We start from the raw sequence: 18466 nt of genomic DNA, 5'->3' as shown, positions 1-18466 counted from the left end.
GGTCAATTTCTCTGTAGGGGATTTCTGATAGGCGGGATCGGACAGCATGCTGGATGCCGTGGTGCATGCGCCGCTAAAGGCTGAGGCTTTGGCTGCAAATCACATAGAACTCACAGCTGGCTGGTAACATCACCTACCTCGACCCGCGCGCACCTGATAACACCACCTATTCCGAATATGGAGGCTACAGTGACTTCGATTAACTGGTTCTCCAATAGATTGAACGCGATAGCGTCAACCACATTCTGATGGTTGAAATCCTCAAAGCAAAGATAATGCAAATCATAGAACAGGAAATCAATCAAGAGGTTTTTCGAGCACACCATCTCGTAGGTTGCGGTTCCTGCGCCAATTTCTTTGTACTCGCAAATACTGACGCGTAGCCTTGCAGACGTGGCAGCCGGCTCCCCTGCCATAGCCCTGATGGCAGATATCTCTATGATTTCTGCATCATGAAAACTGGGCCAGTAGCCCAGTGCTTCGATTAACTTCTCTGTGTTTTCAACACCGACGGGGCTTTGCATAAGAGTCTTTCCCTGAGAACTTGTTGCATTCCACCCGATATACAACGTGGGCCCCAAACAGATGAAAAGCCCCTGTTAGGTCACAAGGCCGGCAAGCGCGAAAAGTCGCTGGGGATCACCATGAATGGCCTGCAGCTTGACCCCACCGCACACGTCAAGCCCGCTGGCGATATCCGGTAATGAGCAGCACTACACCAGGCACCAGAAAGCCGACCGCGGTGTAGCCAAAAGCAGCTTGCCCAGAGGCGCCGACTGCGGCGAACGCAGCGCCGATCGCAATCAATGGCGCCGCAGCGTAGTAGAACGGTTTGGCTTTGTTGGCCATATCTAACCTCCTGTTTGACATACTTTTTTATAACACATCAGGCCGCCGAAAGGCGCGGGCCTGGAGAGCTGTTGCCGTGGCAAACGAAGATCTGGCCGGGCCGCTGTGGCGGCGCGCAAGGACGACGGCAGTAGCGGCCCGCAGACAAGCATGCGGGCAAAAAGGAAGAAACCCGGGGATGAGCACGCTGGGGAGCAACAGGCCGTGGTACCGGGTTTGCGCAAAATGGCATCGAAATCAGCCACTCCCACCAGTCCTTTTGTCTTCCAGCCGGGTAAAGGCGGGATGTAGATCAGGCAGGCAGGTGTTACAATCAGGCACTTCAAGCTCGCGCCCAAGGCGCTGGGCATCCGTGAACGTCGGCAGTACGACACGCGCCACACCTACGCAACCATGTGCCTAATGGCTGGGATGAACCCCGCGTTCATCGCGAACCAACTCGGCCACAGCGTCGAGATGTTGCTCTCTACCTACGCAAAATGGATCAGCTCCTCCTCGGATTGGAAGGAGCTGGAGAAGCTGCCGTCCCGTATCTGACGGGCCCAAAATCGGCCCCAAAAGGTCGGCGGCACCTAAACACACCTCTGGACACCCCGCAGGATAAGCACTTGATTTCTACCGCTAACATCACCATGCCGTCCTGCATGGGGCTCAAAGGGTGCTTATAGGTCGGTTTTATTGGGCCAAATCCCCCCCTGCACCCCATCAAAACTCGGTGATTGGTATCAGAATTGGTATCACTTCAACGTGCCACTGGCGTCCTGCCGACAATTCCACCCCAACTCTCATTAACTATTGTTGCTGCAGCTTCACAAGCTTTGGCGTGCGGCATTGTGAGCGTCCTCCCAACGTACCTTTCATAATTGAATGGGTGTCCAGCAGGTACTGAGCTTGCTCACTCGTCAAATGGGCTGATTGAATACTCGAGTTGTGCTTGAATGATATTTGTCAATCCCGCTATATCAGTCACCGTTGGGAGCATGAGTATTGTCACCAGAAAGTCACATCAAGATGGCTACGTCTGATTCCGCGTGGTCAGTTTTTCTGGTGTTTTTGCGCTTGGGACTAACGTCTTTCGGCGGCCCGGTTGCCCATCTGGGGTACTTTCGTGAAGAGTTCGTAGCCCGGCGCCAATGGCTTAGCGACCGCAGTTATGCCGATTTGGTCGCTTTGTGCCAATTCCTTCCGGGGCCTGCGAGTAGCCAAGTTGGCATAGGATTGGGACTGTCTCATGCCGGATTTTCTGGAGCTATTGCTGCATGGGCAGGTTTCACATTGCCATCGGCTCTAATGCTGGTTCTGTTCGCTAAGGGTATGTCCACTTGGGGAAGTGCTTTCCCAAGCGGTCTATTGCACGGCCTTAAAATCGTCGCGGTCGCTGTCGTCGCTCAAGCAGTCTGGGGAATGGCCCGCAATCTTTGTACCGATGTGCTTCGCGTGACTATCGCCGCATTCTCTGCCTGCGCTGCACTCCTGTGGCCCAATGCATTGGGACAGATTGGTGTGATCGTCTGCGCCGCCCTCGTCGGCTTGATGCTGCTTAAAACCACACAGCGCCAAGCCGCGGAATCTTTGGCGATCTCGATCACCAAGAAGGTGGGTGCGATCTCCTTGGTGGTGTTTTTCAGCTTGTTGTTTGGCCTTCCATTATTGATGCAGTTTTGGCCCTCTCAAACGCTAGCTATGGTGCACGACTTTTACCAGGCCGGTTCATTAGTCTTCGGAGGGGGGCATGTTGTGCTGCCGTTACTTCAGGCGGCAACGGTACCCAACGGCTGGGTAGCCAACGACACTTTCCTGGCTGGGTATGGCGTAGCGCAGGCAGTACCGGGCCCACTCTTTAGCTTTGCAGCATTTCTCGGTGCCTCCATGAACGTCCAGCCTTCTGGCTGGGTGGGCGCATCGGTGTGCCTCATCGCTATCTTTGCACCTTCATTCCTCCTCGTGATTGGCGCGTTGCCTTTCTGGGAGCAACTGCGGCATAGCTCTCGCACTCAGGCGGCGCTTGCAGGGGTCAACGCGGGAGTGGTCGGGCTTCTCCTGGCGGCCTTGTACAACCCGGTCTGGACGAGTGCCATATTAGCTCCCCAAGACTTCGGGTTGGCGCTGATAGCCCTTGTTGCCTTAATGTTCTGGAAGGCTCCTCCTTGGTTAATTGTATTGGGCAGTGGCTTGATCGGATGGTTGCTAAGTATTGTTTTTTAAAGAAAGCCAGCTAATTCAGCATAGCTAAGCCGCGCTCGTTCTATAGGCGTCAGCTGAACCAAGCTTGCGTGATAAAACAGGGGTTCATCTAAGCGGCAGAAGCTCGGCGATCTCGCTTGGCCGCTGCAAAGCGAGCCGACGATTTACTCCGCTGCACCTTCTCCAACCGAGTATCCTTCGACGTATATTTCGCACACTACTGTCCCATGGACACGCCGTCTCAATGACGAGTTGCGGGCCGCCCGCCCAAGGCGCTCAGCTGGTACTCGCTCACAGCCTGCATAAGTGACTCTGCCTCAAGGCGCAGGCACTCGACATCCTCAGCAGGAGCAAGTAATTCCAGCGCTTCGTGATAGCGCCGCACCGCATCCATCGCCTGCTGCATCAGCGGCTCACCCGCCGCCATCTTCTCCTGCAAGTCGTCCATGCTGTCCTCCGGCTTCGGTGAGAGCACTATAGGTCAACGCCTATTGGGCTCTGCAAAAGGGCAAAAGCATCAATGTCCGCTTACGGCCAGAACCGGACGGTCACAACATGTTCCAACTGATATCGATAAGAGGCAATCCCCTAAACGCTCTTGAGAAACCTATGCCATCCGTACTGGTTCGTATGTATCAATCGCCGTGTTGACGGTTTAGGGGACTGCATCAGGCGTTTGACGTGTGTCAGGGTCTATACTAATTTCGCTCTTTTGATCAGATCCACCCTTAATCACCGCACAGCCCACCAGGCAGAACACGTGAAACATTCGACATTTACTGCCGCGCTGCTCTGCCTATTACTTGGCACTCCCGTCAGGGCCGAGCAGTATCAGGTCGTTACTGAAGAGTGGGCGCCGTACAACTACCAGCAGAAAAATCAGCTCACCGGCATGGCCACGGAGATCGTTCGAGCCATAATGGCGCGGACCGGGGATGACTTTGAGATGGTGCTGCTGCCCAGTATGCGAAGCGCCCGTGCATTGAAGACCCGGCCCAAGACCATCATGTATTCACTATTCCGCACGGCAGAGCGCGAACCGCTATACAAGTGGGTCGGACCGATCGTGGAAGAGTCCATTCACCCCTATCAGTTAGCCAATGCGCAGCAGCCGGTGAATTCCTTGGAGCAGCTACTTCGCGCCCCAAAAATTACGACGAGACATGCCGGCCTGATACCCGAGACTCTTCAGTCGCGGGGCTTCAACAACCTCGAAAAAAGTGCAACCCAGAGCCTGCAGCTCTATCGCATGCTGCTAGCCGGGCGCACCGATATCATCATAGGCGACACCGATGCGGGAGTGGTTTACTACAGCCGCCAGTTGAACATCGCCCCCGGCACGCTGCGGCAGATTCCTATCGAGCTCTATCGCTCATCGCTGTACATCGCCTTCAGCCGCGACTGTGACGACGAACTGGTAGCCTCCTGGGCCCACGCCCTAGAGCAACTGCGCCACTCGGGCGAATTGGAGCGCATACAGGATCGATACGATTACCCCATCGGGCAATGACAGCGCGGAACCAGCGCAAGCCCGCTTCGCCCTTATCCAGCTTCGCTCTCACTCAACGCGGAGGATAAGTCATGAACATTTTTGCAACACGCAGCCATCAGCCTTGGAAGTGAATGGCCGCATGGCGACGGTCGGTGTCAGGCCGTCGCTAACCGGCCAGTAGCACCCGCTCGCAATCGGTAGTTTCCATACCGCAGCCGTCAGCCGTCGATCAATCTCGTGGGATCTGACCGCTCAAATAGCCAATGCTCGAAAGAAACACGTTGGTATCTCGATTAGAGCGCAGCCGAACGACGCGGCATGTTGATGGCGCCGTCGCCACCAGCTGCTGCATATTCACTCGCGCTGTTTTTTTCGTCCGCCACATAAATCTCAAAAACTCTGGCAGATTCGCCAGCAGTTCGGGGCAGTTGTCCGGCAAATCGGGCCGAGAGCTGCCGCGCTGAATCAGCGTTCTTAGCAGCACGCGCCAAAATCGAAGCGTCCCCGAACGATCAATCCATATCAAAAGATCTGCGCGCGCTACCCGATTCTCCCAAGTAACGGAATGGCCGCCTTCGAATATCCAGCGATCACGAGCCTCGACCTCGGAACAAAGGCGTGTTTTCTCGTCCCGGCTTCGTTCAACCCACCCTGGCTGCCAGTGGATAGTGTCTATATGAACGACAGGTAAGCCCGTGCGCAGACCAAGCTCACGCGCCAAAGTGCTTTTGCCCGACCCAGGTTGACCAATAATCATCACCCGCTGCATCTAAGCTCCTTCTCGCCATACGCGCTATTTTTTGGGGGCGGCGATTTTACGCCAACCTCCAACCCCGTCAACAGGCAGCAAGCCAAGACTTGATTGTCGTGACGTTCCGCTTTGGGTCGTAAGCGGCCGCCTGGACTTGCCTCTCCCAGTTCACCGTCCGATATCTCTGACATACGCTTGGCACGCTCGTAGGGCTATTAGTCCGTCGTCACCATCCCCGGTGATGGCGACAATTCGTTGAGCATGCGCTGGGTCAAGTTCGGCTCGCGCGGTTCCATGAACCACGTCGCAGGTGCCGGTGGCGGCTGACACCCCACCGCCACTACCCTGGGCGGTGGCGGCGAGTAGGACTGACAGCCGCAAATCAGCAGTAGCCAGCCGATCACGAAGGCGATCCCGGGCTTTTTGTGCATCGCGTAATTCCTTGTGCTTGGTTTTTTCATCCGCCTGCAGGCGGTCCTCCAGGGCCCGGCGGCGCTCCTGATCCTGCTGTAACTGATCGAGCACAGCGACCGCCTCTGCCTCGCGCTCAGTCACGTAAGTCTCGGCCTGCTTGGCCAGCAGTGTTTCGTAAGCGTTGGCCTGCCATAGCCATGCGCCAATGCCACCCATCGCGAGCCCCAGTAGCAAGGCCCGCGCGCGCGCGCCCCAGGCGATCACACCAGCCTCCCGCCGGCCGCGATGTAGTGCGCCAGCAGGTCATCCAGCTTGCGCTCATGCTGCCCGTACCCGGCGCCCGGCAGGCTGGCCCAGATATTCCGGCACTTCGTGATCGCCGACTGGATACGGCCGGCGTGCACGTCCGCCAAGGCGCCGCGCTCCTTGATCAGGTGCAGGGCAAGCTTGTCCTGACTGGTGGGCCCGAAGTCGGGCAGCTTGAGCAGGTCGCGGTAGTGCGGCCAGTAGCGCTGGAGTTGCTGGTACCGGCCTGCGGCCGTGGACTTCAGGCCCTTGTTGTTCACGGTCACCAGCACGCCAGGGTGGGCGCTGTAGCTCTTGAAGGTGTTCGGGCTATCGATACCGCCGACAACCACGTCATAGCCGTCGTCGCGGGTGTGCTTGCTGATAGACGTGCCCTCAGCCCAGGCCAGCATGTCGAGGAAAGCGAGTGCATTCTTGCTGCCCGCCAGTGAATCAGAAATTCGAGCCATGTTTTCTCCAGGCAATAAAAAACCCGCTCAAGGCGGGTGTCGGTGTTCAGTCAGGATCAAGCCGGCGGTGCGGGCCAGTCAATGTCGGTCGGGTACCCAGGCTGCTCAGGCAGCCGGACCAGCGCAATTCGGTATTTCTTCCACGCCTTCAACGCAGCGGCTTCGGCGTCGGTGGCTTCGTCAAGGTCGACGGCATCCTGCAGCGGGGCGATTGCCGTGTCGGCTGCGGAGCGACGCACAGCAGCTTCTGCTTGCACGTTTGCCAGGTGCTGCGCTGCAGCCGCATCCTGCTTCATCTCTGCCGTGATCATCTGCGACCAGTCGATGACGCCAACAGTATCCGTCCATGCCAGCCCCAGGGGTTCTGGCTGTGGGTCATTGTCGGTGGGCAGCGGAACCCGGCCGTCTGGCGGATTAACGATGTCCACTGGGAATCGCGACTGCTCACTCGCCTGAGCGCCATGGGGAAGCCTGACAGTCAGCGTAAGCTCTCCAGCGACCCGCTCGATTGCGCCGTAGAGCCAAGAGCAGCTCGTCGCAGTGGCGGGCAGCATCGCGCCGTCGGGCAGAGCTTCGAAATCGAGCTTCATGCCGTTGATCGTGATCGATTCGCCGCTCCTGCTGAGCACGAGTGTTTCGTCTGCACTGAACGGTGACAATTTAATGCGCATCAGTACCACCTCCCTTGCACAACAATGTTTATGGTTCTCACCGGTACGCCAGGGGATGAAGTGAAGTAGGCCTTCACACTGATGTTGTTGGGTTCTACCCGGCCCGCGACCAGAAATGAGTTGTTTAACGCGTCATTGCCGGAGAGGACGGCGCTGCCAGCAATGAACGTAATAGGGGTCGGAGCGCTCATATCATTGGAGACGTGCAGGCCCGCGACAGGAGAAAAAGACGTGGTGGTTACCGTCATCTCGGCGGTCGCACTGCCGTCCGCATACTTCACGTATCTGCCATTAGCGTTACTGCCCTTCTCAAATATTGCACCCGTGGGGACGCCGCCCGATTGACTCACTGTGCCGACGATATCAGCCGTTGCGGCAGCCTTTAGGCCCAGGCCTGCCCTGGCGGTCGCTTGTGTGCTGCCGCCTGTACCGCCCTGAGCAACGCTCAGCGCGGTTGTCATGCCGGTCAGTGACGTGATGTCGCTATTCGCCCCGCGCGCCGCGGCGCCGATGTTCTCCCGAAGCTTCGGTGCAGTCGTGGCAACGCCGAGCACCGCCAGAGTCGAGCCGAACTGCTCGACGATCTGCCGAAGGCGGTCGGCTGCTTCTTTGACATACCCCTGCATGGGCGCGAGGCCGTAGGTACCGGCCGCGATGGTGGCACCTTGATAGGCAGGATAAATTGAAAGCACTGTACCGCTTGCGATGTTCGTTACTTCATACCAACGGCCATCAGGCCCCTGCAAAGCATCGCCGACGCGAGAGTTCGCTGCGAAGTTTGTACCGGTACCGGTTACGGTGGTTTGTCCTGCCGCGATTGCGACCTTGCCTTCTCTGTACCAGGGCATAAATTCTCCAGGCAATAAAAAACCCGCTGCGGCGGGTAATGTTGATTTTCGAATGCGACTGTTATGTCCCTGGCAAGCGGGCAAAAACAGCTCCGGGCTGCCCCAGATCACTCCAGCCTGTAGTTCCGACTGAATAGATTTGCAGCCGGTTGATTGAGTAATTGAATCTTGCACCACACCAATTTGTGAGGATCTGGTTGGGCGCCATGAGCCCACGAGAAAACGGGTTGATCATGAAGTACTCGTCCGAAGCCAGAGCCCCCACAGCGGCGCACAGGTAGTAGTAGGCATTCCCCAGTGCCAGCTGGACCATGCCCTGATAGCTCCATGAGTTTGTGGCCTTGGTGAATATGATCGGAGTTGACCCGGAGTCGTAGATGATGACTCCGGCCTCGTCCCACATCCTCAACCCCCAACTCGCTGCTGAGCGGCTGGCAAATACAGCTGCAAACCACTTCCCGGTGGGCCGCCAGGTCACATTGCCGCTCTCGAGTCTGAAGCCTGTCCAGTTGCCTGGAGAGCCGGTAATTGTCATTTCCCGATAGAGAATGTCTGGCTGGCTCGGCGAGTTGCGAATGAAGATGCAGGGCGGCTCGGTCGTTCTTATCGGGGCCGGGAACGAGACGACTACAGTGCTTGAACTTGTCGCGGAGTAAGTCCCGCTGTACAGCGCGCACAGCCTGGGGTTGTCGGAGTCGATCTGCACGTAGTCATCGTCATTTCTAACGTAAAGTCCAAAGCTCAATTCTTGAACCTCATTACAAGAAGACGAAATTGAATGTGTGAGCCGGAATCCTCAGTGCCGGGCTGGTTCGGGTGCTTTGATCGCACGGTCACATTGCCTACCGCCACCCTCATATAGGGCATTGCGCTTTCGTTGAACTCGTTTTTGCGCGCAGTTGCTGGAAGGATCACGGCCGTGCATGTTGCCGGGTTGAACCCTGAAATGGGGACAGAAACGACTGCCCCATTTCCAGTGAGCGTATAGGTTTGGCTGTGAAGCACTTGATAGGTGAAGCTGTCGGTATCAAGCTCTACAACACCGTCTTCACTGAATGTCCTTAGACCGTAACTCATGCCGTCAGATCTCCAAGTTGCACGCGCAGCCGGTCATTGCTGTCGAAAACCTTCACGGCACGGTGCGTGATCGTGAGCCGTCCCTGCCCCGCAATAGCGCCGTTGATCTCGAGTGTTCCGTCCTTGTTCAGTCGCCAGCCTTGGACGCCCGGCACGTAGTTCGTCGAACTGATGAAGCTCCCGATCTTGGCGTTCGTGATCGTGCCGTCAGCGATGAAGGCTGCCTGGATAAACGTCTGCCCATCCTGGATCGCGAAAAACGATGCGGGAGTGCCGTTGATGTCGTTGACCACGGCGAACCTGTCGGCATTGATGATGAACTGGCTCTGCAGGCCCGCTGGCCCGTTCTCGATGCCAAGGCCGATACCGGCGACAACGTACTTGCCTTGCGAGTTGAGCTGCATCTTCACAGCCCACATCGTCGAGGCCTTTTCATCGGCATTGACCTGGGCCTGGCTGATCGTCTGCACGGCCGCCGTCGTGTCATTCATCGTCGCTTCGAGCGTCTCGGTCTTGCGCACGATGACTTCATCGCGAGAGGCGCTGACCTTCACTTCCTCTGCAAATGCCGCTGTCGCGTCCCACTGGTGGAGCGCGCCGGCCAGATCGCCTTCGGCATCGGCGTCACGAGCAGACGCCCGCAGAGCCTGCAGGCTCTCGGCCGTCGCCGTGACCTTGCCGTCGACAGTCTCGATGTTGGTCTTGTTCGTCTGCACCTGCTGTGCAAGGCCGTTGGCCGCTTGCACAGACTGACCAACATCGATCCAGAGGTTCGCGTTCGGCGGAGAATTTGCACCCGAGGCATCGGCAGGAACAGGGCCTTTTGCCTGGTAGATCCGACCATCGACCACGACCATCTGGTCTTTCACGTATGGCTCACCCGGCTCGTATGCCTTGAGCCCGTCCAGCGCATCGATCTGGTCTTGCAGGCCATCGATCTTGTCGATGAGCTCCTTGCCCAGCTCAGTCTCGCCAATTTGCCCTGCAATGAGGTCGAGGATCGGCGAAGCATCCATGCCGCTCTGCCCCAGTACGCCGTTGTCCACGGGATACCATGGACCGATGTTGCCGGTGCGGTCGACGAGGCGTGCCCAGAAGAAGAACGACACGCCCGCAGCCAGCCCCTGCAGCATGAAGTCACGCTGCGGGTAGGCCAGGTCGGTGAGTTTCGTGGCCACCGACAGGTCATTGCTTGGGCTGTACCAGATCTCAGTGCGCTGGGTGTCTTCTGCGCCTTCTGGGAAGCCCCAGCGCAGGCCGATGGCAAACAGCTCGCTGGTGGCCAGCAGGTGGGTAACTGCCGGCGGCGGCGTGGTCTTGCCCGCCACCTCGGTCAACATTGAGCTGGCAGGCATCGACGCCACGTTCATCGCGTTTACGGCGCGCACGCGAGCCAGGTACTGGCCGGCATACACGCCGCGCACGTCGGCAGAGAGCTCGCCAGTGCGCGGCAGCTTGATCCAGTCCCGCGCACCCCAGCGCCATTCGACCTCATAAGCCACGGCCCCCGGCGCGGCATCCCACCCGATTGTCATGGTGGTGACAGCCAGCCCCTGCTCTATCGAACTGTGGCTCCTGATCAATACCTGCGCCGGAGCTTCCTGCACACCTGGCGGCAGCACGCTGATCGGCCGATCGTCGATCACTGCGCCGTAGTCAATGACATCAAACTTTTCTGGCTCGTGCTGGATCAGCTCGAACTGGAACTGGTGCCATTCCGGGCGCGTCACGTTGCGCACGAAAAACTGCATCAGCTTCAGGTCGTCGAAGTCCAGCGCCCAGGCGCATTCCGGCTGCGGGGCCTCGCTGAAATCGGCGATCACTGTCACAGCCCGCCCGGCAACCGATCGAACTTGCCGGGTTTCAGACTTGCCGCTGGGCAGGTTGACCAGCAGGCGGGCACCGGGTGTCACCTCGGTATCGCGGTCGAGGGTGATAACCCGGCCTGCGACTGCAGCGATACGCCCGCCGTTGGCGCGGCCAGAGAGCATCGGATCAGACAGGGCGATCACCTGGCCTGGCCGCGGGATATGCCCATCGAGCCCAACACGAATAGTCGCACCCCGAGTTTGCAGCTGCTCGGTCATCAGCGCCCACTGGCCGGCGCGCTGCGCCTGGCCGAGCGATGTGCACCCCAGCGCCTCGACGGACACTTCGCGCACGCCGATTTCGGCCATGGCCTCGTCGTCGAAGATGGGCTCCTTGTCGGTCTCGAAGCCCTGGGCCGGGTTGTCCCAAGCCACAATCGCCAGGCTGTGCCGGTCACGCAACCGGCTGCCGCTGTACTTGATTGCGCCGTCGCCCAGGATCTGCGACGGGGTGTAGGTGTACACCGGGTCGCTGGGCATGTCGGCGTTGACGACGATCTGGCTACCGTCCCAGAAGGCCATGCCGTGGAAAATCGAGGCCAGGTCCTGGAGCACCGCATAGGCCTCGGCCTGTTTCTGCAGGTAGAGGTTGCAGGTGAACCGCGGCTCTTGGCCGCCGGCGCCGTTCGGCACAAGCTGGTCGCAGTACTGTGCGATGCGGTACAGAGACCAGCGGTCAATCTGCGTGGAATCGATGCGCTCGCCCAGGCCGTAGTACGGGTTCAGGACCAGATCATAAAAGACCCAGGCTGGGTTGTTCGTGTAGGCCTGCTTGAACGTGCCGTTCCAGACGCCATTGGTGGTACCGGGGCCACTGGTGTGATAGGTCCGTGTCTCCGGCTCGTAGTTCGCCGGCACGCTAACAATTCGGCCGCGCATCAGCGCTGCGACTTTGGCGATGTCCCCGCCGAACTGCTCGGCGTCGTACTCCAGGCAGCCGACGGCGGTCAGCGGGTACTCCTGGTCGCTGTCGACGACCTCGGCGATCGCATCGATCCACATCCCATCCTGCACCAGGGAGCTGTTGGCTTCTGGCGTGATGCGCCGAGCACGCACCGACCACCGGCTACCGTCGGGCAGGTTGATGCGGTGGGAGCGCTCGTACTTGGTGATGTTCTTGCGGTTGACCGAAGACGCCAGTACTTGCTGGTACGGCCCGCTATCGGTGGCCACGTCGATCGCGTAGTCAATCCGCACGCCGTTGATGTTGCCGGACTTATCCTGCGACTGGAGCTGTGGCCAGCTGAAGCGCACGCGCACGGCGTCGACCATAGAATTGGTCACGGTGTAGATGTAGGGGGTGGTGCTGCGCAGTTCCTGACTGACGCCGATCTCGTTACTCGACTCGGCAATACCATCCAGGCGAGGCTGGTTCAGTTGGCCAGAACGGAATTGCCACTTCACACCCGGGTAGTTGATGGTGCCATTGGCGGCCTGGATAGGCGTGTCGCCGAGCTTGATCGACCGCAGGCCATCCACCGGGCCAACAATTGGCCCCCAGCTCCACAGATAGACGATGCGGGCCGTGGCGATGGAGGGCGTGCTGTTCGATGCAATGCTTGGCTGCTTCGGCTTCGAGCTGCCGCCCTTCGCTCCGGCCACACGCTTACGGGATGCCTGCGGCCTCGCTGCAACTGCGCTCATGCGGATCTCCTGAAAACAAAAAACCCGCCGAAGCGGGTTGGTGGTGGCTCAACAGCTACAGCCTGTCCTGGGTGTAAATCCCGCCCGACTCAATGGCGCCGCCGATCTCGCGCTCGCCGTACAGCAGTGGGTACGGGTTGCCCTGGGCGATGGTGGTGACCGCGCTACCGAAGCCGTAACTCGGGTTGTTGCCGTCTTCGTTCTTGGTACCGGTATTGGTGCGCGCCGTTGGCGACAGCATCTGCACCACGCCACCGAGCGACAGTGCAGCACCGCCAGCTATCAGGGCCATGCCGAGGCCCGTGGTGGTGCCGCCGGCGAAAAAGCCAGCGACGACCAGAACGGCCCCGAGGATCGTCTGGAACATGCCGCCCTGCTTGCTGCCCTGAATGATCGGCGCGATGCGGATCTGTCCGGGATCGTCGCCCTTCAGGTCAAGCTCGGCATTGGCCAGGTTTCGGCGGCCAGAGAACACCGCGAACACCAGTCCCCGCTCCTCGCCCGTGCGCAGGAACTTCTCAAACCCCGGCACCATGGCGCACAGGGCGCTGATCGCGTCCCGCACGCTGCACACGTCGAGGGTGAACTCTTTGCCGAAGTGCTTGCGCAGCACGCCGTAGAGCTTGATGGTTCGCATCATGGCCGGTAATCCTTGTGGCGCAGCACCAGGCGCAGGCGGCTGGCCATCGACCAACCGTAGATTTCGCGAGTCGATGCCCGCCCTGCCATGTGGTGATAGATGAACGGTCCGCTGCCACCCAGGTCCGGGGCTGGCTCGCTGACAAAGGCCGGCTCGTCGCCCAGGTAGATGGCGGCGTGGTTGGGGTGGTGGCATGGCCGGCCTGGTGACGGCACGATGAATACCAGCATGTCGCCGCGGCGGGGCTCGTCAACCAGGTAGAAGCCGGCGTCCGCGAAATTCGCCTCATACAGGCTCGGGCCATCACGCTCTTCCCACCACAGATCTTTGCGCTCGAAGTTCGGCAGCACCAGACCGGCCTCGCGGGCGTACCAGTCGCGGCACGCGCCCCAGCAGTCCAGCAGGCCGTGCGCAAAGTCACGCCCCAGTAGAGGCGCCTGGTAGGCCGAAGGCTTGAACCACTCCATCTCACCGCCGGGCCAGCCGACTATGCCCCACGGCAACTCATGCAGCTCACAGCTCACCTGATCAGCCATGCTGGGTGCCGGCGACTTGTCGGGGTGGCTGTGGATGATCGCGAGAACCTGGCCACGGTCTTCAGCCTGGGCCAGGTCTTCGGGGTTCAGCGAGAACTGCTCGCGAGGTGTGCTGGCCTGGTTGCGGCACGGCACATACTCGCGGCCTTGCTCGGTCTTGATCAGCACCCCGCAGGCCTCGTCCGGGTATGCCCGCTCGGCATGCTCGCGAATGGCGGCTTGTAGTTGTTGGTTGATGCGCATGGTTACCTCGAGCTGGCAATGAGACTGGCGCCCATGGAGCCGCCAAAGCGGCGCGTATTACCCCGAGCCTTGCAGCTCTTCCAGCGCCCGCCACAGCGGTCCAGCGCGGGGTTGTTGGTGGGCTCGTCCTTCTTGGTGAACTTGGCTGTGCCGGTGTAGCCGCACGCCTCCTGGCGGTATTGCCCACGGCAGGCCCAGCGGCACAGCTTGGTGATCTGCTGGGTAGGCAGCATCTGCCCCTCCAGGTCCAGCGGGCTGGAGAGCTGGAAGGTCACCTGCTCCCGGTCCTCATCGGTCTTCTGCTCGATGTACCAGAGGTTGATGCGCGCCTGGTTGGCGGCGGCTGGGTTGCCGTCCCGGAAGTTCGCGGCATCCAGGAAGTGGCGAAAGGTCTCGATGACCTTGACCTTGGCGCCGGCCAGGTCGCGCAGGTGCAGGCATAGCGCTGAAATTGCACCCCTCACCCCACCCAGCTCGTTGGCCAGCTGCAGGGTCGGCGACGAAGGCCGGCCATCGCCGCGGATGTCGAACCCTTTCGCCTCGAGCTGGATCGGCTCGTAGAGGTGGCCCTGCCAGATGATGTCGCCCTCTTGGGCGTGGCCGTGGAAGCGCCAGAGGTTACCGCCCAGGCGCGTGGCATCCACTTCGAACAGCCGGATCTGGTTGCCCGGCTCGAGCTTCTGGATATCGGCATTAAAAGTCATGGGGCCTCAGAAACAAGAAGCCCCGCACGGGCGGGGCTTAGTAAGGGGTGAATCGTTGATCGAAAGTCCAGCTGATCGTTACCAGCTTGGAGCTGCCTCTGGCTTTGAGCTTGTAGCCCTTGACGCGATACCGACCCTGCACTCCACCTGGTGGGGTCCAGAAGAAGGTTTTGTAGCCTTCGTGCCGATCAAGGAATTTGCAGATCTCAAGGGCCTCCTCTCCCTGCTCCAACAGGCCTGTGTGAGTTGCATTCCAGGACTGCGACTTCGTATTGATGCCGGTACCGCCTGACTGCGCGTAGCCATCGCCGAAGTCGTTATCCCAAGTGCGCTGACTGATGTCGCCATCGGCGTCCGCCTCTATGTCGAAGTCAAAAGTCTCTGTCATTACCGCCTCCACATAGAGCCACCCTGCCCGAACTCCTCCCGGACAACCTCCCGGCACATTTGCCGGAACCCGTCCTCCATCGCTGCCCCCTGGCGGCGCGCGGCTTCGTCGCTCATACCGGGCTGAGCCTGAACAGTGATCGGTGAGTTGATGATGATCGGGGCGGGGCCGCCGGGCGCTGGCTGGCTCGCGGGAGCGCTGCCCGAAGAAGTGCCCACCATCCCGATCTGGCCATTACTCAGCGCTTCCAGGCGGCCCACGCCAATACGCGCGGTGGCCTCGGCGTCGAACACGTACTCGCCGCGATGCACTGGCCCCGCCACCTCATCACGTCGACCGTGGCCGGTGTAGCCGCCATCCATGAAGCCGGCGCCTGCCATCGCGGTCGCGGTGGATACCGCTGCAACCATTGGTGCAGTTGCAGCAGCAGCCGTAGCGGCGGCACCCGGGGCCAGCGCGGGGCCAACCACCGGAATCGCTGCGGTAGAGGCGTAGGCGGCAAGACTGGCCTGGAACGACGTTGCCTGGGCGTTGGCGACCATGCCAAGGCTCGCAGCGCTCTGTGTCGTGGACCCGACCAGCGCCTGCACTGCCTGATACACAAGCCATTGCGCGGCCATATCGCTGAGGGCGTTTATCATCGACTTCGCCATGCCGGCTGCAGCATCGGCGAACGCATCCTCTGCACTCTTCGACTGAGTGATGATGTCGGAAAAGGCACCGCCCAGCTCACTGGTAGCTGAACCCAAGGTGCCGCTGACAAAGTCGGCTGCCTGGGCCGCGTAGTTTTGGGCGTAGTCGGCGTAATTCTGCCAGGCCTCCTGAGCGCCCAGCAGCCAATTGGTCTGGTGCTCGTCGACCTGCTCGTAGTAGAACTGCTGAGCAATCAGTTGCTTGTTCAGCTCGTCCTGCAGCACCTGGCTCTGGCTGGCGTACAGCTCCGGACTGATCTGCCCAGTGTTGCTTTGCTCGTTGAGCGCCTTCAGCTCCTCGACGTACTTCTGCCGAATCGCCAGGTCGGCGCGCATCCGGTCGCGAGCTTTATCCCCCATGCCGATGCCGGCCAGCACCTGCGAGTAGCCGTTGATCGTCGTCTGTGTGCCGGCAGCCTGAGCGGCCTTGAACGCGCTGAGCTTCAGGGCGTCCTCGTTGGCTTTCTTGATCTTGTTCAGGCCGTCCAGCTCAGCAGCCAGCTCGAGCAGGCGCTTCTGTTGAACCTTGGACAGGCTCCCCAGCTTGCCCTCCTGCAGCTCGAACGACAGCTTGGCCACCTCGGTGGCGTCCTTCTGCTTGTCGCCGGTGGTGTTGATCAGTTCGATCTGGCGCTTGTAGCCCTCCTCGGTCGACTCGAAATCCTTGAGCTGTTTCTTGCTGGCTTGCTCGCTTTCTGTGGTGGTCTTTCGCTTAGCCTTGACGGCAGCATCATCGGCTTCTTTCTGGGCGTCGCGTGCGGCAGCAACCGAAAGGATTGCCGTCCGCTCGCCCTCAGTCAGATTGGTCCTTTCGGCAATGTACCGCTTCGCAGCGTCGGTACTCGTTTTGTCTTGCGCGGACGCCAGTTGCTTGAGCTGCTGATCCAGATACGTCTGGGTTTCCTTGGCTGCAGTAGTGCGAGCCGCAGCGTTCTCCCGCTCTGACCTAGTGTTGGCATCGGTCTCACCGGTGAGCTCAGCCATTGCGTTCTTGAGGTGAGTGATGACCTCTGCTTTTTCCGCCGCGGCCCCGCCGCCCTCCTCAAGGGCGTCAGCCATCTCAGAAGTAACGCCTGGAATATCCCGCAGGCGGTCAGCCACTTCCTTCCAATCCACGGCCATTCCGGCGGCCTGGTCGGCTGACGCCTTGTCAACGACTTCCATTGCGGCCTGAAACTCGGCCGACAAAGGCACGATCCCGGCCATAAACCCAGATGCGCCGGCCAGGCCGGCGTTGGTCAAGCTGCTTTGAAACTCAAAAGCGATTGAGCCTGCTGCGGTGGTCAGGTCTTTTTCTGCGTCCTCAATCGAAGCCTTTAGCTCTCGCAGAGTTACCGACTGGGTGGCTCGATTGAGCTTGTTGAATCGCTCGACCAGCTTGTCGATTGGGTCGTTGAGATCGCCCAGCTTCTTTTCTAGAACGCCGGTGTTATCACGCAGCGTCAGAAACGCTGTGGCGGCGCCGACTGCCAGCGCGATAATTCCAGCAGGCCCGCCAAGCATTCCGATGAAGCTGAATCCCGCACGCGTAACTGCGGTCTGGGCTGTAGCCACAGCAGCGGTAGCTCGTGCCTCCGCCATTCTTGCCTCAGCAAGTTGCAATGACATTTGCGTCTGAACCGCAGTACCCCTGGCCGCAACTGCCTCTTTTTCCGCCAAGAAGACGGTGGTTCTGGCTTTCTGCTGCTCGGCCTGCGCAGCGAGCAGTACTGCTGCGGTCTGCGACTTTCTGGCTACTGAATCCTTCAATGCTGAGTACACGGCTGTAGCAGACGCGCCGGCGGCACTCGCACCGTACTTCGCCAGAGCAGTAGTCGCTGCGATAATAGCGACATTGGCCAGGGTGTCGAAGTTGTCGCCGAGAAGCGATATCCCCGAACTTATCTGCCCTGTGAAATCAAGCGCCTCGTTGGCCTGACCCACGTAGACGGAAAAGGCGTTGCTCAGGTTCTGAAGCGCGTCCCGGACGGCAACGCCCATGCTGTCAGCCAGCTCGCCGTTGGCCTTGGCCGACTTTTCCAGGCCGTTGGTGAGCAGGTCTAGGCTGAGCTTGCCCTCAATGCCAAGAGAGCGGATCTCTTCTGCGCTCTTGCCGGTGGCTTTTGCCAAGGTTTCAACCACTGTAGGCATCGCCGCAATAATGGACTTCCATCCATCAGTATCAACCTTGCCAGTCTGCAATGCCTTCGAGTATGCGTCGATGGCCGACGAAGCCTTGTCGGCGCTTGCTGAGTTGGTCACCAGCAGGAAGCTGAAGCTGTCCATCACATCCAGCGCTTGGCTTGTGCTCTTGCCCATGGACTTCAGGCTATCGGCCGTGCCGATAAAGAGCTCCTGCGCTTCGCTCAGAGGCCGATAGGTACGCTTGGCCGTTTCAAGCAGACGCTCCTGAACCAGGTTGTACTCGCCAAAACTGCCTGTTGCCAGGCCAATGCGGTCAGACATCTGCGAGTAAGAATCTGCTACATCAATGATCGACTTGACCGATACCGCGCCCGTAGCAGCGGTAAGCGCGGTCTTGATCAGGGCCCCGGCCTTCTGGGCGCTCTCGCCCGCACGGTCGAACGCTGCATCGATTCGCTCTAGGCTTTTGTCGATCTTCCCGGATGCTTGGGCCACGCTAGAATCTGCGCGCGCCATCTCGCCGCGCAACTGAGCGGTAGTCGCTTCAATGCGAACAAGCATCCCCTGGATGTCGGTGTCAGCCATG

The 18466-nt window shown here is 59.8% G+C and carries 18 protein-coding genes and 1 pseudogene; 3 read left to right on the top strand and 16 right to left on the bottom strand.

The features are described 5' to 3' along the window. Positions 1-110: 110 nt before the first annotated feature. Together ACPRTJ_RS23550 and ACPRTJ_RS23545 are read right to left on the bottom strand one after the other, a co-directional pair. Entirely contained in the window at positions 111-524 is a 414-nt protein-coding gene (locus ACPRTJ_RS23550) for an Imm50 family immunity protein (protein ID WP_123752660.1), read from the bottom strand. 154 nt (positions 525-678) lie between these two features. After that, positions 679-849, bottom strand: coding sequence for a hypothetical protein (locus ACPRTJ_RS23545; protein WP_167400192.1), 171 nt, complete (start codon positions 847-849; stop codon positions 679-681). A gap of 225 nt (positions 850-1074) precedes the next feature. Here ACPRTJ_RS23545 and ACPRTJ_RS23540 point away from each other — a divergent pair. Together ACPRTJ_RS23540 and chrA are read left to right on the top strand one after the other, a co-directional pair. Further along, positions 1075-1386, top strand: a pseudogene (locus tag ACPRTJ_RS23540) (integrase). Between the two features lie 474 nt (positions 1387-1860). Continuing rightward, positions 1861-3054 carry a chromate efflux transporter gene (gene chrA / locus ACPRTJ_RS23535; RefSeq protein ID WP_123752659.1) on the top strand — a complete coding sequence of 398 codons (1194 nt, stop codon included), beginning with the start codon at positions 1861-1863 and terminating at the stop codon, positions 3052-3054. Positions 3055-3274: 220 nt separating this feature from the next. Here the strand turns inward: chrA and ACPRTJ_RS23530 are convergent, their stop codons facing one another. Further along, a complete protein-coding gene (locus ACPRTJ_RS23530) occupies positions 3275-3481 on the bottom strand; it encodes a hypothetical protein (RefSeq protein ID WP_123752658.1) in 207 nt (68 codons plus the stop codon). Between the two features lie 312 nt (positions 3482-3793). Between ACPRTJ_RS23530 and ACPRTJ_RS23525 the strand changes: the two genes are divergently transcribed. Beyond that, positions 3794-4543, top strand: coding sequence for a substrate-binding periplasmic protein (locus ACPRTJ_RS23525; RefSeq protein WP_123752657.1), 750 nt, complete (start codon positions 3794-3796; stop codon positions 4541-4543). A gap of 211 nt (positions 4544-4754) precedes the next feature. Here ACPRTJ_RS23525 and ACPRTJ_RS23520 read toward each other — a convergent pair whose 3' ends face one another. From ACPRTJ_RS23520 to ACPRTJ_RS23460, 13 genes are all read right to left on the bottom strand, one after another. After that, a complete protein-coding gene (locus ACPRTJ_RS23520) occupies positions 4755-5294 on the bottom strand; it encodes an AAA family ATPase (protein WP_123752656.1) in 540 nt (179 codons plus the stop codon). Positions 5295-5444: 150 nt separating this feature from the next. Next, complete coding sequence (locus tag ACPRTJ_RS23515) at positions 5445-5954, bottom strand: lysis protein (protein WP_404940708.1); 510 nt, start codon at positions 5952-5954, stop codon at positions 5445-5447. After that, complete coding sequence (locus tag ACPRTJ_RS23510; RefSeq protein WP_123752655.1) at positions 5951-6445, bottom strand: glycoside hydrolase family 24 protein; 495 nt, start codon at positions 6443-6445, stop codon at positions 5951-5953. Before ACPRTJ_RS23510 ends, ACPRTJ_RS23515 begins: the two co-directional genes overlap by 4 nt. Before the next feature lie 56 nt (positions 6446-6501). Continuing rightward, positions 6502-7116: a tail fiber assembly protein gene (locus ACPRTJ_RS23505; RefSeq protein WP_269210607.1), complete on the bottom strand. Its 615-nt coding sequence runs from the start codon at positions 7114-7116 to the stop codon at positions 6502-6504. Next, a complete protein-coding gene (locus tag ACPRTJ_RS23500) occupies positions 7116-7964 on the bottom strand; it encodes a hypothetical protein (RefSeq protein WP_185061865.1) in 849 nt (282 codons plus the stop codon). Before ACPRTJ_RS23500 ends, ACPRTJ_RS23505 begins: the two co-directional genes overlap by 1 nt. A gap of 61 nt (positions 7965-8025) precedes the next feature. Next, complete coding sequence (locus ACPRTJ_RS23495; protein ID WP_196932260.1) at positions 8026-8670, bottom strand: hypothetical protein; 645 nt, start codon at positions 8668-8670, stop codon at positions 8026-8028. Between the two features lie 35 nt (positions 8671-8705). Further along, a complete protein-coding gene (locus tag ACPRTJ_RS23490) occupies positions 8706-9041 on the bottom strand; it encodes a hypothetical protein (RefSeq protein WP_426427365.1) in 336 nt (111 codons plus the stop codon). Then, entirely contained in the window at positions 9038-12553 is a 3516-nt protein-coding gene (locus ACPRTJ_RS23485; protein WP_275726592.1) for a host specificity protein J, read from the bottom strand. The genes ACPRTJ_RS23490 and ACPRTJ_RS23485 overlap by 4 nt, the downstream gene beginning before the upstream one ends. 55 nt (positions 12554-12608) lie before the next feature. Further along, complete coding sequence (locus ACPRTJ_RS23480) at positions 12609-13193, bottom strand: tail assembly protein (protein ID WP_275726594.1); 585 nt, start codon at positions 13191-13193, stop codon at positions 12609-12611. Continuing rightward, on the bottom strand, positions 13190-13972 hold the full coding sequence (locus ACPRTJ_RS23475) for a C40 family peptidase (RefSeq protein WP_275726596.1): 783 nt from the start codon (positions 13970-13972) through the stop codon (positions 13190-13192). The genes ACPRTJ_RS23480 and ACPRTJ_RS23475 overlap by 4 nt, the downstream gene beginning before the upstream one ends. 2 nt (positions 13973-13974) lie before the next feature. Continuing rightward, on the bottom strand, positions 13975-14676 hold the full coding sequence (locus ACPRTJ_RS23470) for a phage minor tail protein L (RefSeq protein WP_426427364.1): 702 nt from the start codon (positions 14674-14676) through the stop codon (positions 13975-13977). 37 nt (positions 14677-14713) lie between these two features. After that, the gene (locus ACPRTJ_RS23465; protein ID WP_275726600.1) at positions 14714-15064 is read right to left on the bottom strand and encodes a phage tail protein; all 351 of its coding nucleotides are present in this window, start codon (positions 15062-15064) and stop codon (positions 14714-14716) included. After that, a complete protein-coding gene (locus ACPRTJ_RS23460) occupies positions 15064-18465 on the bottom strand; it encodes a tape measure protein (RefSeq protein ID WP_426427363.1) in 3402 nt (1133 codons plus the stop codon). Before ACPRTJ_RS23460 ends, ACPRTJ_RS23465 begins: the two co-directional genes overlap by 1 nt. Position 18466 lies beyond the last annotated feature (1 nt).

The organism is Pseudomonas palmensis (assembly GCF_049942755.1).
Lineage (GTDB): Bacteria > Pseudomonadota > Gammaproteobacteria > Pseudomonadales > Pseudomonadaceae > Aquipseudomonas > Aquipseudomonas palmensis.
The sequence above is the reverse complement of the archived record's forward strand: the minus strand, read 5'-3'. Positions and strand labels throughout refer to the sequence as shown.

Excerpts from the sequence above, each read along its gene's own strand:
- ACPRTJ_RS23465 (WP_275726600.1), bottom strand. The coding sequence starts at position 15,064 with ATGACAGAGACTTTTGACTTCGACATAGAGGCGGACGCCGATGGCGAC.
- ACPRTJ_RS23490 (WP_426427365.1), bottom strand. The coding sequence starts at position 9,041 with ATGAGTTACGGTCTAAGGACATTCAGTGAAGACGGTGTTGTAGAGCTT.
- ACPRTJ_RS23500 (WP_185061865.1), bottom strand. The coding sequence starts at position 7,964 with ATGCCCTGGTACAGAGAAGGCAAGGTCGCAATCGCGGCAGGACAAACC.
- ACPRTJ_RS23485 (WP_275726592.1), bottom strand. The coding sequence starts at position 12,553 with ATGAGCGCAGTTGCAGCGAGGCCGCAGGCATCCCGTAAGCGTGTGGCC.
- ACPRTJ_RS23470 (WP_426427364.1), bottom strand. The coding sequence starts at position 14,676 with ATGACTTTTAATGCCGATATCCAGAAGCTCGAGCCGGGCAACCAGATC.
- ACPRTJ_RS23520 (WP_123752656.1), bottom strand. The coding sequence starts at position 5,294 with ATGCAGCGGGTGATGATTATTGGTCAACCTGGGTCGGGCAAAAGCACT.
- ACPRTJ_RS23530 (WP_123752658.1), bottom strand. The coding sequence starts at position 3,481 with ATGGACGACTTGCAGGAGAAGATGGCGGCGGGTGAGCCGCTGATGCAG.
- ACPRTJ_RS23510 (WP_123752655.1), bottom strand. The coding sequence starts at position 6,445 with ATGGCTCGAATTTCTGATTCACTGGCGGGCAGCAAGAATGCACTCGCT.
- ACPRTJ_RS23550 (WP_123752660.1), bottom strand. The coding sequence starts at position 524 with ATGCAAAGCCCCGTCGGTGTTGAAAACACAGAGAAGTTAATCGAAGCA.
- ACPRTJ_RS23505 (WP_269210607.1), bottom strand. The coding sequence starts at position 7,116 with ATGCGCATTAAATTGTCACCGTTCAGTGCAGACGAAACACTCGTGCTC.
- chrA (WP_123752659.1), top strand. The coding sequence starts at position 1,861 with ATGGCTACGTCTGATTCCGCGTGGTCAGTTTTTCTGGTGTTTTTGCGC.
- ACPRTJ_RS23460 (WP_426427363.1), bottom strand. The coding sequence starts at position 18,465 with ATGGCTGACACCGACATCCAGGGGATGCTTGTTCGCATTGAAGCGACT.
- ACPRTJ_RS23480 (WP_275726594.1), bottom strand. The coding sequence starts at position 13,193 with ATGATGCGAACCATCAAGCTCTACGGCGTGCTGCGCAAGCACTTCGGC.
- ACPRTJ_RS23475 (WP_275726596.1), bottom strand. The coding sequence starts at position 13,972 with ATGCGCATCAACCAACAACTACAAGCCGCCATTCGCGAGCATGCCGAG.
- ACPRTJ_RS23545 (WP_167400192.1), bottom strand. The coding sequence starts at position 849 with ATGGCCAACAAAGCCAAACCGTTCTACTACGCTGCGGCGCCATTGATT.